The following is a 13,493-nucleotide window of genomic DNA, read 5'->3' as shown; positions in this document are numbered from 1 at the left end:
ACTTCAGTTCCAACTTGCGCCAATCAACACTCGCCCACGCCGCCGCACTTCGGTTCCAGCCTGCGCCAACCAACACTCGTCCCGAGCCGCCGCACTTCGCATGGAGGCGTTAAGGTTCCGGGACTCCGGACACACGATCCGCTATTTTACCAATTTGACTCACTATCCGGATTAAGCGGACACATGTTCCGCTATCGCATGTCAAAGGGGGTGTATGGCCGGAATTCAAGGTTAATAAGCGCTCCTGTGTCCGCGAAACGTTGGAATTCGATGAATTCGGCGGAATAGCGGCTCCCGTGTCCGCGTAATCCGGCGTTTAGCTATCTAGTCCGTGAAACAGAGAGTCCGGCGCGCAGACAGGGGGAATTTGTTCACCCCACGCCGCAAGCGGCTGAGCAGCGTCGGCATGCGGAAGACAAAACGAGGTTAAACTAATCGACGGCCGGTTCGCCCACCGGGAGAAAGCGAATTAGGGCGAATCCGAAATGAACGGTCTGTCTTAAACCGTTGACTTGCCGCGGGACCGGGCTTACAATGTTGGCAAACGCGTAAGCACGGAGGGATTCGCATGCGAAAAGGCGAACGAACGAAGCAGCACGTCATCGAAACGACGGCCCTGCTGCTGAACAAGCGCGGGTACCTGTCTACCCCGCTGTCGGAAATCACGCAAGCGACGGGGCTGCAGAAGGGCGGCCTGTACAATCATTTCCGCGACAAGGAAGAGCTGTCGCTGGAATCGTTCGACCACAATTGCCGCGTCGTCGAGGCTCACATCCGGGATCGGCTGGAGACCGCTCTTCCCGGCGCCGTCGAACGGCTGACGACCTACATCGAGGCATACAGCCTGATGGATTATCCCGGCGGCTGCCCGATCGAGAATTTGGTGATCGAGGCCGAGGCCGTCTCGGAGCCGCTCTTCGGCCGTGCGAAGGCGGCGATGGACGACATCCTCGGCTTCATCGAAGCAACGATCGCCGAAGGCGTCGCGAGCGGAGACATACGGTCCGGCATCGATCCGCGCGAAGCCGCGCTGTTCCTCTTCTCCGCGGTCGAAGGCGGCATTCTGCTGCGCAAACTGTATCCGGATGCGATGGCATCCGTCCTGGAGCGAATCAAACGTTATATCAAAGAGGAGCTGCGCGCGGCCCCGCGCGCTTGAAGAGCCCCGTACGCCAAGCCCCCGATAAGCGAATCGGGGGCTTTTCAATTGCGACAACCCGTAATTGTATATAATTAAATTGCAAAAAATATAATTGACGACAGCCGAATACGGCGGTATACTCATAAGCGCAAGATAAATATTGTGCACAATTTAATTTTAGAAAACACGACGAAAGGGAGATCGCATATGTCCATCTACGATTACCAGGCAACGACCGTTCGAGGCGAGATGAAATCGCTCCGTGAATATGAAGGAAACGTACTGCTTATCGTCAACACGGCGAGCAGCTGCATGTTTACGTCCCAATATAAAGAACTTCAAGCGCTCTACGCCAAATACAAGGATGCCGGCCTCGTCGTCCTCGGCTTCCCGACCAACCAGTTCGGCGGCGGCGAGAAAGGCTCCAACGAAGAGGTTCAATCCTTCTGCGAGATCAACTTCGGCGTCTCCTTCCCGCTGTTCGCGAAGATCGACGTCAACGGCGCCGACGCCCACCCGCTGTTCCGGCATCTGAAGAAATCCGCGCCGGGCGTGCTCGGCTCCAAATCGATCAAGTGGAACTTCACCAAGTTCCTCGTCGATCGCCGCGGCAAGGTGCTGAAACGGTTCGGCTCCGCCGAAAAGCCGTCCCAGCTCGAGCAAGACATCGCCGCCCTTCTGTAATACCGTCCTGCCGCTTGCAGACGACTGTGAACCGGCCGGCGGATCGGAGCGCCCGATGAATGATCGTCGGATAAGGCACAGCCGGACTTATGAAAGCCAACAAAAAGGAGCCGCCGCGCAGCACATGCTGCCGGCCGCTCCTTTTTCCCGCTTAACTTCGCCTTGCAAGCTCGTGGGCATCCCGCAGCAGCCCGCGCGCCGAAGACAACAGATCGAAGTAACGTTCCTCGGTTTTGCACAGTTCCGTAAACAGATCCTTGGACACGTCCTTGATTTGTTCGGCGAGCGCCATGCCCTTCTCCGTTAATCCGACCTCAACCTTCCGTTCGTCGCCTTGCGACCGTCTCCGGTAGATCAGCCCCGCCTCCTGAAGCCGCTTCAGCAGCGGCGTCAGCGTGCCGGAATCGAGCAGCAGCTTCTCGCCGATGTCCGTGACGATGCTCTCCCCGTGCTGCCGCAGCATGACCATGACCAAATACTGCGGATAGGTCAAGCCGACCTTCTCCAGCGCGGGCCGATACAACCGCGTGAGTTCCCGGGATGCCGCATAGACGGCGAAGCACAGCATCTCGTCGATGCCGAACGCCGGCTCGTTGTCCGCCATGATCCTCCACTCCTTTCCGAATAACGGCTCGTGCCACCTAGTATAACGCCCTATTAAATGTTGCACAATTCTTTTGGGTTATAACCGCAGCCGGGCCAAGATACCGCTCCGCTCTTTACAAGGGCGAACGGCCGGCGTATGATGAGAACCATGTCCGTTTAACCAAACATCCTACGTTTCTTCATACGGGATCCTGTTTGTTGAAAGGAGGCGCCCCTGTGCTGAACAAAGTTACCCGTACCTCGCTTGCCGACCAGACGTACGCGGAGATGGAGCGGATGATCGAATCGGGCACATGGCCGCTGGGCAGCCGCATTCCGAGCGAGACCGCGCTCATGGAGCAGCTCGGCGTCAGCCGCAATACGCTGCGCGAAGCCGTTCGCGCCATGGTTCACGTCGGCCTGCTGGAGACGAAGCAGGGCGACGGCACGTTCGTCGTGGCGACGAGCGGGCTGAATGCGATCTTGCAGAAACGGATCCGCCACTCGACGGTGCTGGAAACGATGGAGGTGCGCCACGCCCTCGACCGGCAGGCTGCCGCGCTCGCGTGCCGGAACCGGACGGACGAGGATCTCGCCGAGCTCCGGCGGTGCCAAGACCTCTGCGCGGCGGCGTTCCGGGAGCGGAACCTGGAACGGTTCGTCCGAGCGGACTGGCTGCTCCACCAGGCGGTCGTCGCATCCGCCCATAATGCGCTGCTGGCCGATATTTACGCCAATCTGTTCGAAGAAATTCAGATGTCCATCGCCAGCTCGACGGAGTTCGGCAGCGATGCCCTCGTCGGACATCCCGGGCTGCTGCGGGCGATCGAAGCGCGGAACGATGACCTGGCCGTCTTGGAAGTCGACGCCTACATCGCCGTGAACAAGAGCGTGGCCCGGAATCCAGGCCAGTCGGCCGATGCCCCGGCACGCAGGGGCGGCTAAAGAAATCTCATTCATCTATTCTTAAGCATGGAGTGTTGACCCTCATGAACCAACGAACCTACCCCGCGGCGCTGTCAGGCGCGGGCGCGCAGCCGCGCCGCAACGCCGCCCTGCTGCTCGCCGGCATCCTGTTGATCGCCGCGAATTTACGTACGCCGATCACGTCGCTGAGTCCGCTCATCGAGCGGATCCGGCTGGATATGCCGATCTCGGGCACCTTTGCCGGCATGCTGACCGCGCTGCCGCTGCTGTCCTTCGCCGCCCTCTCCCCGTTCGTGCCGCGCCTGGCCGCGAGACTCGGCACGGAAGCCGTACTGTTCGCCGCGCTGCTTGCCATGCTGGCGGGCAGCCTGGCACGCGAAGGCGGCAGCGGCTTCGCGCTCGCGGCCGGGACGATCGTCTCCGGCCTCGGCATCGCCGCCGGCAACGTCATGCTGCCCGCGCTCATCAAGCGGGAATTCCCGCTGCGGATCGGCCTCATGACCGGCCTCTACTCGATCGCGATGAACGTCTCCGCCGCCACGGCGTCGGCGGTCAGCGTGCCGATCGCGGACAGCACTTCGCTCGGCTGGCGAGGCACCTTCCTGACGATCGCAGCCGTCGCCCTGATCGCGTCCGCCTTCTGGATTCCGCAGCTGAAGCATAATGCCAAGGCTGCCCGCGTCTCCGGCAAGCCGGCCGGCAGGAGCCGTTCCGTCTGGCGCTCGCGGCTGGCCTGGCGGATCACGCTGGTCATGGGGCTGCAGTCCTTCATCTTCTACATCTTCGTAGCCTGGCTGCCGGACATGCTGCTCGATCACGGCATGACCGGCAGCCAGGCCGGGTACATGCTGTCGCTGCTGCAGGTCGGCTTGATTCCGTTCGCGTTCCTCGTGCCGATCGTGGCGGCGCGCCTCTCGAGCCAGCTCGGGCTGCTCGTCCTCACCTGCTGCTTCTACTTCGCCGGCTTCGCGGGCTTGATGATGGCGCACGGCAGTCTCGCGCTCACCGCGGCGTCGGTCATCGTGCTCGGCATCGCCGGCGGCACGTCCTTCAGCCTCGCGATGATGTTCTTCGGCCTGCGGACGCGGAACGCGCGGGAAGCGTCCGAAATCTCCGGCATGGCGCAATCGGTCGGCTATCTGCTCGCGGCCGTCGGTCCGTTCCTGTTCGGCCTCGTCCACGACGCCGTCCGCAACTGGACCGTGCCCATGCTGCTGCTCGCGGTCGCGGCCGCGGCGCTGCTGCTCGCGGGAATCGCGCCTTCGCGCGGAGGCCGGTTCGTGTTTCCGGAGGAGACTGCACCGGAACCGCAGCCGCAGCCCACGTCTTCCGTTAATGCCTGAGCTGCGCCATTAAGGCGCTCGACGCCGAAAAGCCCGCTCCCGCGGGCTTTTCTTCATTTCTCGCTTTGTGTAACCGTCCGTACGTTTCGGCTTCGCTTCGGATCACTCCCTCCCTGTCGTGCACCGCCAGATCGTCTCCGGCGTGAGCGGCAGCCGGTTCAGCTGGGCGCCCGCCGCGACCGACAGCGCATTTGCCAGTGCTGCGGGCATGCCGATCGTGCCGTGCTCCGAAATGCCGCGCGCGCCGAACGGCCCTTCCCCGTATGGCGTTTCCACGAAAGCGGCCACGTACTCCGGCGTCTCGCCGTATCGAATCACTTTATATGTGCGCAGCTGCGGATTCAGCACGACGCCGTTCGGATCGTACTGGAAGCTCTCCCGCGTTGCGAAGCTGAGCCCCATGCTCATGGCGCCCGTCACCTGGCCGCGCGCGGTCCCTTCGTTAATAACCTTGCCCGCGTCGATGACCGAGACGGCCTTGAGGAGCCGGTACGTGCAGTCGCGGACGTTGTACTCGACTTCCACGGCTTCCGCGCCGACCGTCCACTGCTCGCCCGGAATGCCTTTGCCCGTCTCGGGATTCATCGTGGTCAGCCCGTGCACTTGGTAACGGCCGCGGCCCAGCACGGGCTCGCCGACGGCACTGCCGTTTGCATCCATATAGCCGCTCATGAGCGAGGCGAAACTGAGCCGCCTGCCCGGCTCCGCGCGGACGAACACGAAGCCGTCGCCGTAATCGAGTTCGCCGACCGGTACGCCGAAGACGAGCGAAGCGTTGCGCTTGAGCTGGGCGATCGCGTCGTCCGCCGCGTCCAGCACCGCGCGCCCGACCATCATGGTGGAGCTGCTCGCGACCGTCTTCCAATGCTCCGGCGTCACCTGCGTGTCGACGTCGAGCATGACGTGAACCTGATCGACCGGCACGCGCATCCGTTCGGCGAGTATCTGCGCCATGACGGTGCGGTTGCCTTGCCCGAGCTCGACGGCGCCGACGCTCAGATTCATCGACCCGTCGTGATTGAACGTCAGAAACGCGCCGGAGCCCGAGTCGATCTGCGAACCCGACGTTTTCCAAATGCAGGCATAGCCTTTCGCGCGAACCCGGTCGCGGCCGATGACGACGCGGTCGCCTTCGTCCCAGCGGATCAGCGGCTTCAGCTTCGCGATGCACGCCGGCAAATCGCCGAGGTTGCTGCGGTTCAGCGGCGCTTGGGTCGGCGAGGTATCGCCGGGCAAGATCGCGTTGCGCGCACGCAGCTCGAGCGGATCAAGTCCGAGCTTCTTCGCGAGCAGGTCCATCGTCCGTTCGATGCAGAAATGGTTCTCGAGATGGCCAAAGCCCCGGAACGCCGTCGCGTACGGATGATTCGTGTAGACGCCCAGCGCGTCGCAGCGCACGTTGTCGATCCGGTACGGCCCGGTGCAGTCGGCCGCCGCCGACTGCACGACGATCGTGCCGATGTCGGCGTAGCCGCCGTTATCGAACAGCAGCGTGATTTCCGCTGCCGTCAGCTTGCCGTCGCGGGTCGCCCCGAGCTTCACCCGCGCTTCCAGGCCGATATGGCACGGAGCGCTGACCATGTCCGTCTCCCGCGTGTTGTTGACCTTAACGGGACGGCCGCCGCAGGCGAGCGAAGCGAGATACGCGACGTACTCCAGGTACACCGAGCCTTTCCCGCCGAAGCCTCCGCCGACTAGCGGGGTATGGACGATGACCTTCGATTGGTCGGCATCGAAGAAGCGGTTGAACAGCCGCTTCAGGATGTACGGATCCTGCGTCGACGTGGTCACGTCGATCGTGCCGTCCGGCATCGCCTCGACGATGGAGCAGCGCGGCTCCATGGCGGCGTGGTCGGCGTTGTTGAAGGCGTAGCTCCCTTCGGCCGTCACGTCGCTCGCGGCCCAGCCGGCTGCCATGTCACCCTTGCGGATGCGGACGCGATTGGCGATATTCGTCCCCGGCACGGGATGCGTATCGCCGAACCGCCGGTACGATCCGAGCGCTTCATGAACGAGCGGCGCGTCCGGCTTCAGCGCCTCGCTCGGCGACTGCACGACCGGCAGCGGCTCCAGCTCGAGCCGGATGAGCGACGCGGCGTGCTTGGCCAGACGCTCCGTCTCCGCGACGACGACCGCGACCGGCTCGCCGAAATAGCGGATCTTGCCGAACGCGACCGGGGGCCGGTCCGCCACAAAATTGCCGGTCAGCACGGGGTAATCCTCGCCCGTCACGACGGCATGCACGCCGCTCACCGCGCGCGCCGCCGCGCAGTCGATCGCGACGATCCGGGCATGGGCGTACGGGCTCGTCACGAGCCAGCCTAGCAGCTGGTCGGGCGATTGTCAGTCGTTCGTGTATCTGGCGAGTCCGGACACTTTCTCCCGCGATTCGACGCGCGGGACGGCTTTGCCGACGGTTTCCATCGCTCCACGCTTCCCTTCTTGCCGGCATGCGGCCGCGCGGCGCCGGCTTGACCGCCCGCCGCGCGGACTTTTCTACCATCGTATGGCCGCGGAACGTCGTCCTATGCGCCGGCGCGGGACGCACGCTTGAACGATCGCGATCGCGGGCAGCGGCAATCCGAAGCAAGCACGGACAGCGTTCGCGGTTAAGGCTGCCGGGAAAGCGACTGCCCCTTGGCGAGCGGGAGAATGCCGAACTTGGTCGGGTCGTCGAACGAGATGCCGGCAACGGCGCGGCCCGACGCGTCGGTCGCCGAGATGCCGTACGGCGCGCTGGCCGTCCTAGGGAGCAGCGCGAACCAGATCCGCCGCCCTTCGACGCCGTCGTACGGAACGATCTTGGCCGCAAGCTCGCCGCCGTCCGGCCCCCCGAACACGACGGTCACCTTCACAACGCTCGGCGACAGGATTTGACCGAAGATAATGGGCGGAGCAGGGACCCCCTTCGCGGCCGGCAAGCTCATATAGTCCGCCTTCCGGCTATCGACGCCGCTACCCGAGAACCCGTATTGCCCGCCGTTTACCCATTTCCAGCCCAGCCACGACTTGCGGACGAACTCGACGCCGAAGTTGCCTTGCTCGGACTTCGTGCTCCATTTGACGAATAAAAGCGCTCCGCCGTTCACGTTTTCCCGATGCGCGACTTCCATGGTCGAAATGTCCCGCACCTTCCGCGCCGCCTCCTCCGGCGTCCGTTCGAGCGGAATATGCGCGGTCCCCTGGAGGCCCGACGCGCGCGAATAGCGCCAATCCGCGATGCCGCCCGGCATGTCGTAGGCGTACGCAAGCGCGAACAGGAACATCGCGAAGACCACCGCGGCGCCGGACCAGACCAGCCATCCCCTCTTCGCTGCCGCTCTCGGCCTCTCCGCCGCGGCCGTCTCCCGCTGAATCCCGGCGATGCGCCATTCCTGCGGCTGCCGCTTCGCCGGCGTCGGAGCGGACTGCCGCAGCCGGGCAAGCCAAAGATCGTCAGCCGCCGCTTCATTCCGTTTACGTTCCGTCGTCATGCGGGATCGCCTCCTTCATTCGTTTGGCCAGCTTCGCCCTGGCGCGGTGCAGCCGCGACTTGACCGTGCCTTCGCCCACGCCGAGCACCTCCCCCAGCTCGGCGTACGTCATCCCGTAATGCGCGTGAAGAACGAGCATTTCGCGATGCGCCCTCGGCAAGCCGAGCACGGCCGCCCAGACGTCGTCCGCCCGCCGTCCGTCCCAATACTCGGCTTCCGCCGACGGGACGCGGCGCGTATCCGGCGGCTGCTCCGCGAGCACCACCCTGCGGAAAAACGCCGATTTGCGGGCATTAAACGCCGTGTTGCGGGCGATCTTGAACAGCCAGCTCTTCACCGGACATTGGCCGCGGAACGCGTCGACCGCCCGAAACGCCCGGATGAACGTCTCCTGCGCGATATCCTCGGCCAGATGCTCGTTCCGCACGAGAAAATACGCGTACTGCCAGACGTCATGCCAATAATGCCGGACGAGCGCGTCGATTTCGGGCGGGTTCAGCCGCGTGACGTGCCTCAGATAATCGTCCTCCACTTGCCGCCCTCCCCTTTCCTATACTAGACAACGCCGAAGCCCGAAAGTTCCCGCCTCTGCGCAAAAAGATCCGCGAACGCAAAAAGAGCCACAATCGCTGTGGCTCTCCCGGTGCTACGGTCACGGACGAACGGCTTGTCCGATCGCCTGCCGCTCGACCGACACGGTCTCCGCGCCGTGCGCAAGGGCGAACGCTTCCAGCGCCCGGTCCACGTTCCGCCTTAGCTTCGCGGTATACCGGACCTCCGGTTCGATGTGCAGCAGCTCGACCGTCAGATGCTTCCGCTTGGTATCCAGGCGCGGATCCATGCGGCCGATCAAGCGGTCCCCGGCCAAAATCGGCATGGCGTAGTAGCCGTACGTCCGTTTGACCGCGGGCGTGTAGATTTCCCATCGGTAGACGAACCCGAACAAATCCTCGAGCCGCTTCCGGCTCCACAGCAGATTGTCGAGCGGCGGCAGGAAGCGCACCGGCCCTTCGTCCTCGCGCAGCCCTTCCTCCGCTTCCCGGTGCCGTTCGAGCAGCTCCGCGTCCTCGGCCAGAATGAAGTACGGCTGCTTCAAGCCGTCGACCTCGACGGGCGCGGCCACGCCCGCCCGCACGTAACGGTCCATCGCCTCCCGCCGCTCGCTCGCGCTTAAGCGCTGCCAGCCGAATCGCGCGGCGCCCGGCTCGAAGACCCGGTAAGCGCGGAAGTACTTGCGCAGCATCCGGTCGGACGCCTCCTCCGGCCCGATCGCGTCCGCTTCCCGCAGCAGTTCCTCCGGCACGCTCCGGCTCGTCACGTCGAATAGCCGCTGATTTCCCTCCCGGCCGACGATGCGTATGTACGAGGCGTCCATCAGCAGATTGAGCGCATGCGACGTCGCCTTCGTCTTGGCGGCGACATTGTCCCAGTAGCCGTGCACGCGTTCCTCGGATTCGAACGCCTTGGCCGGGAGCGGACCTTCGGCTTTCAGCTTGCGCAGCACGTCGTCGACGACGGCGCGGAGCCCTTCGATCTCGTCGCGCGTGAGCGCCCGCATCCGCTGCCGAACCGGCTCGAACATCGCGTAATCCTTCATCGGAATGATGCAGGCGGCATTCGCGAAATATTCAAAAGCCTCATTGTCCCGCAGCAGTCCGTTCAGTACGTGCGGCTCGTAGCCCGCGATCCGGGCGGCGAGCGCCAGATGCTGGTTCGGGCGCACGGCGGCTACCGGATCGATCTGCACGCATTCGAGCGTCTCCAGCGTACCGGCGACGCGCCGGCGCAGCTCCGCCGCGGACCGGGCGCGCTTCTCCGGCGGGCCGAGCAGCAGCTGGCGTTCCAGAAGCAGGCGCCGCAGCGCCCGCTTCGTCGTCCGTATCGGTGTCATCCGTTTCCCTCCTAATCTCGTCCATCCGTTATCTCCCAGTATACACGTTCAAGCCGCTGTTCGCATCGCGTTCGTCAGTTGAGTCCGGAGCTGCCCGGTCCTGCCTTTCAGGATTCTTCGGAGGCTTCAGAGGCTTCGTCCTCGCCGGCCTCGACCGCGATATGCGCGAACGCATCGAAATCGAACAGCCCCCGGTCGGTCAGCTTGAGCGACGGAATGACCGGCAGCGTCAGGAACGACAGGGTCAGGAACGGATCGAAATCGGCGGGCGACCCGATGTCGGCCGCCGCCCGCTTCACCGCCTGCAGCCCGGCGTACACTTCGTCATGCGGCCGGTCGGACATCAGGCCGGCGACGGGCAGCGGGAGCGACGCCGTCACGCGCCCGTCCGCGACGACGGCAAGCCCGCCCCCGCAAGCCGAGAGGTGCTCGATGGCAGCCAGCATATCTTCGTCCGACGTGCCGACGACGACGAGATTATGCGAGTCGTGCGCCACGGTCGAGGCGAGCGCGCCTTTGCGCAATTGGAAGCCGCTCACGATCGCGAGCCCGATATGGCCGGTCGCATGATGCCGCTCGACGACGGCCAGCTTGAGCAGATCCTTCGCGACGGATGGCACGAACCGTCCGTCCCGCACGTCGACGGTTGCGAGCAGCCGGCGCGTGACGATCTGGTTCGGCACGATGCCGATGACGTTGCAGCGCGCGCTTTGCAAGGGCAGCTCCAAGTCCTTCGGCGCGACTGGCTTCACGCGCAGCGGAGCGGCCGAAGCCGACCGGCCGCCGGAACCGCCGGCCGCCGGATCGGGGAATGCCGCTTCCCGCAGAACGCCCCGTTCGGCGACTTGCGCGCCGTTCTTGAAGACGGCCCCGATCCGAACCTCCTCCAAGTCGTCCAGCAGCAGCAGATCGGCCGCGTAGCCCGGCGCGACGGCGCCTCTGCCGCGCAGCCCGAAGCATTCCGCGGCGTTGATCGTTGCCATCTGGATCGCCGTGACCGGATCGAGGCCCGAGCGGATCGCCAGCCGGACGATATGATCCACGCTGCCTTCCTTGATCAGGTCGTCCGGCAGCTTGTCGTCGGTGACGAAGAGGCATCTCCGAGCGTTCCGCGGCGTGACGGCCGGAAGCAGCGCGTCGAGGTTCTTGGCGACCGTCCCTTCCCGGATCATGAGGTAAAAGCCCAGCTCCAGCCGGTCCCGCGCCTCGTCTGCGGTGACGCATTCGTGGTCCGTGAGGATGCCCGCCGCCGCATAGACGTTCAAGCTTTCGCGGCCAATGCCCGCCGCGTGGCCGTCGATATGAAGCCCGGCCGCGCTCGCGAGCTTGTCCAGCATCCCCGGATCCGCGCCGGCGACGGCTGGATAATTCATCACCTCGGCGAGCCCCAGCACCTTCGGATGCGCATAGTACGGCGCCAGTTGCCCTGCTTCCAGACGGGCGCCGCTCGTCTCGAACGGCGTCGCCGGCACGCAGGACGGCAGCAGGACGAAGATGTCGAGCGGCAGCCCTTCGGCGCTGCGCAGCATATAATCGAGACCGTCCGTTCCCGCGACGTTGGCGATCTCGTGCGGATCGGTGACGGCGGCGGTCACGCCGTGCCGGAGCAGCACCTTCGCGAATTCGCGCGGCTCGAGCATCGAGCTCTCGATATGGACATGGCCGTCGATGAAGCCGGGCACGATATAGCGTCCGCCCGCGTCGACGGTATCCTTCCCGGCGTACGCACCGATGCCGGCGATGCGGCCGTCCGCGACCGCCACGTCGCCCTCCGTGATCGTGCCGGTGAACACGTTGACGATCCTGCCGTTCTTCAGGACGAGATCGGCCGGCATGCGCTTCGCCGCGACCTCGATGAGGCGTTCCAATCGGTTCCTCTGTTCCATTGCATCCACCTTGCCTTCACGATAATAATTGTGTGTCCCGAACCCGTTCGCCCCCCGGGGACGCAAAAAAATCCCGACTACAAAAAAGCGTACATGCACTTTTTGTAATCAGGATTTTACGGTTCCTGGTAGAGACCCTCGGCCCGTATCGCCGAAGTTATACGTTCGAGTATGGAGTTATCCGCTCCATCATAATACGAAGACGCCCGGCGCGTCAACGAACCGGCACTGCAACCTTTCGGACGGGCCAGCCGTCTAGGAGGTGCAACTAACCAGAGGAGGCACATGAATCCATGAAACCGACGAGAAAATCGCTCCTGATGCTCTCTGCTCTGCTGACGGCCGCGACGTCCATTACGGCAGCGGCGCAGGCGAATGCCGCATCGGCCGATGCGGGCGGAAGCGCGGTGTTCCGCCAAGGCAGCGCGACGGTCGAGATCGGCAGCCGTCAGATCCAAGTCCAGAAGGCGCCTTTCCTGCAAGCCGGCACGCTGATGGTACCGGCGCGCGAGCTGGCGCTCGGCCTGAGCGCCGCCTCGCAATGGACGAACGGCAGCCTGCTGCTGACCAAAGGCGGCTTGACCGTCAAGCTGCGCGGCAGCAGCCTGCAGTCCGGCGGCAAGACCGTCCCGCTGCCGGCCGGCGTTCAGAATATCAACGGCAAAATCTACGTGCCGCTCCGCGCGGCAGCCGAAGCGCTCGGCGCCGGCATCGCCTGGAACCCGGCGTCCAAGACCGCCGTCGTGCGATCGGCTGCTGCCGCCGCGCAGCCGGTAACGGTCGGCTACACGTTCGAGAAGGACGCCCAAGGCTGGACGGGCGGCTTCGCCGATCTGCCGGTCCAGCATGAGGACGCGGACTACCAGCTCGCCTTCGGCTGGTCGGCGCTGCCGGCGATCGACGGCAAGCAGCCAAGAGGGCTCAAGCTGAACGGCATGAACCGCAGCGACGACCTGTTCATGTACGCCGTCAAGAAGCTGGGCGCCGCGGACGGCTTGAAACCGAATACGACGTACGCCGTGAAGCTCGGCTTCCAGCTGGCGACCAACGAAAGCTCCGATTCGGTCGGCATCGGCGGCTCGCCGGGCCAATCCGTGTTCGTCAAGGCGGGCGTGGTGAACGTCGCGCCGAAGGCTGTCGCGTCCGGCGGCGACTTCCGCATGAACATCGACAAGGGCAACCAGGCCACGGACGGCAAAGACATGCGCTTGGTCGGCGACGCCTCCAAGCCGGCCGGGGCCAAGGAAGGCTATCAGCTGAAGCCGATGCACCTCGAGACATCCGTCACGACGGACGCCAAGGGCGAGGCGTATCTCATCATCGGCACGGACTCCGGTTACGAAGGGCTGAGCACACTCTACATCACGGACGTGCACGCGGAGTTCGCGCCGCAGGCGAAATAATCGCCGCAAGCACGGCGCATCCCGCCTTTCGGGGGGGCTGTCCCAAAAGTCGTAAAGACTAGGGACAGCCCCTTCATTGTTTTAAAAGTTGTAAAAAACAAAGAAACCATTCTTTTGTAAAATGGAGGTACCACCCAACCATATACGAAAGGAACGGTTT

At 64.2% G+C, this 13,493-nt stretch carries 11 protein-coding genes and 1 riboswitch; of the genes, 5 read left to right on the top strand and 6 right to left on the bottom strand.

The annotated features are described in order from the left end of the window. Window positions 1-568 precede the first annotated feature (568 nt). Complete coding sequence (locus ACFPB1_RS00055; RefSeq protein ID WP_379220528.1) at window positions 569-1,159, top strand: TetR/AcrR family transcriptional regulator; 591 nt, start codon at window positions 569-571, stop codon at window positions 1,157-1,159. Between the two features lie 189 nt (window positions 1,160-1,348). Next, window positions 1,349-1,825: a glutathione peroxidase gene (locus ACFPB1_RS00050; protein WP_379220526.1), complete on the top strand. Its 477-nt coding sequence runs from the start codon at window positions 1,349-1,351 to the stop codon at window positions 1,823-1,825. A 151-nt stretch (window positions 1,826-1,976) separates the two neighbouring features. On the opposite strand, the gene ACFPB1_RS00045 is transcribed toward ACFPB1_RS00050, so the two are convergent. After that, window positions 1,977-2,429 carry a MarR family winged helix-turn-helix transcriptional regulator gene (locus ACFPB1_RS00045; protein ID WP_379220524.1) on the bottom strand — a complete coding sequence of 151 codons (453 nt, stop codon included), beginning with the start codon at window positions 2,427-2,429 and terminating at the stop codon, window positions 1,977-1,979. Window positions 2,430-2,647: 218 nt separating this feature from the next. On the opposite strand from ACFPB1_RS00045, the gene ACFPB1_RS00040 reads away from it, so the two are divergent. Together ACFPB1_RS00040 and ACFPB1_RS00035 are read left to right on the top strand one after the other, a co-directional pair. Beyond that, on the top strand, window positions 2,648-3,355 hold the full coding sequence (locus tag ACFPB1_RS00040; RefSeq protein ID WP_379220522.1) for a FadR/GntR family transcriptional regulator: 708 nt from the start codon (window positions 2,648-2,650) through the stop codon (window positions 3,353-3,355). A gap of 44 nt (window positions 3,356-3,399) precedes the next feature. Then, the gene (locus ACFPB1_RS00035; RefSeq protein WP_379220520.1) at window positions 3,400-4,680 is read left to right on the top strand and encodes a CynX/NimT family MFS transporter; all 1,281 of its coding nucleotides are present in this window, start codon (window positions 3,400-3,402) and stop codon (window positions 4,678-4,680) included. 102 nt (window positions 4,681-4,782) lie between these two features. Here the strand turns inward: ACFPB1_RS00035 and ACFPB1_RS00030 are convergent, their stop codons facing one another. From ACFPB1_RS00030 to ade, 5 genes are all read right to left on the bottom strand, one after another. Continuing rightward, entirely contained in the window at window positions 4,783-7,008 is a 2,226-nt protein-coding gene (locus tag ACFPB1_RS00030; RefSeq protein WP_379221658.1) for a xanthine dehydrogenase family protein molybdopterin-binding subunit, read from the bottom strand. A 281-nt stretch (window positions 7,009-7,289) separates the two neighbouring features. After that, window positions 7,290-8,153 carry a hypothetical protein gene (locus ACFPB1_RS00025; RefSeq protein WP_379220518.1) on the bottom strand — a complete coding sequence of 288 codons (864 nt, stop codon included), beginning with the start codon at window positions 8,151-8,153 and terminating at the stop codon, window positions 7,290-7,292. Continuing rightward, a complete protein-coding gene (locus tag ACFPB1_RS00020) occupies window positions 8,137-8,685 on the bottom strand; it encodes an RNA polymerase sigma factor (RefSeq protein ID WP_379220516.1) in 549 nt (182 codons plus the stop codon). The genes ACFPB1_RS00025 and ACFPB1_RS00020 overlap by 17 nt, the downstream gene beginning before the upstream one ends. Window positions 8,686-8,805: 120 nt before the next feature. Next, window positions 8,806-10,044: a DNA glycosylase AlkZ-like family protein gene (locus ACFPB1_RS00015; protein WP_379220514.1), complete on the bottom strand. Its 1,239-nt coding sequence runs from the start codon at window positions 10,042-10,044 to the stop codon at window positions 8,806-8,808. Between the two features lie 107 nt (window positions 10,045-10,151). Further along, complete coding sequence (gene ade, locus ACFPB1_RS00010; RefSeq protein WP_379220512.1) at window positions 10,152-11,930, bottom strand: adenine deaminase; 1,779 nt, start codon at window positions 11,928-11,930, stop codon at window positions 10,152-10,154. A gap of 104 nt (window positions 11,931-12,034) precedes the next feature. Then, window positions 12,035-12,093, bottom strand: a riboswitch (purine riboswitch). A gap of 130 nt (window positions 12,094-12,223) precedes the next feature. Here ade and ACFPB1_RS00005 point away from each other — a divergent pair. Next, entirely contained in the window at window positions 12,224-13,333 is a 1,110-nt protein-coding gene (locus ACFPB1_RS00005) for a copper amine oxidase N-terminal domain-containing protein (RefSeq protein WP_379220510.1), read from the top strand. The last annotated feature ends 160 nt before the right edge of the window (window positions 13,334-13,493 follow it).

It is taken from the genome of Paenibacillus sp. GCM10023250, assembly GCF_042653205.1.
Classification (GTDB): Bacteria; Bacillota; Bacilli; order Paenibacillales; family Paenibacillaceae; genus Paenibacillus_Z.
Note: the sequence above shows the minus strand (reverse complement) of the source record. Positions and strands in the feature narration are given on the sequence as shown.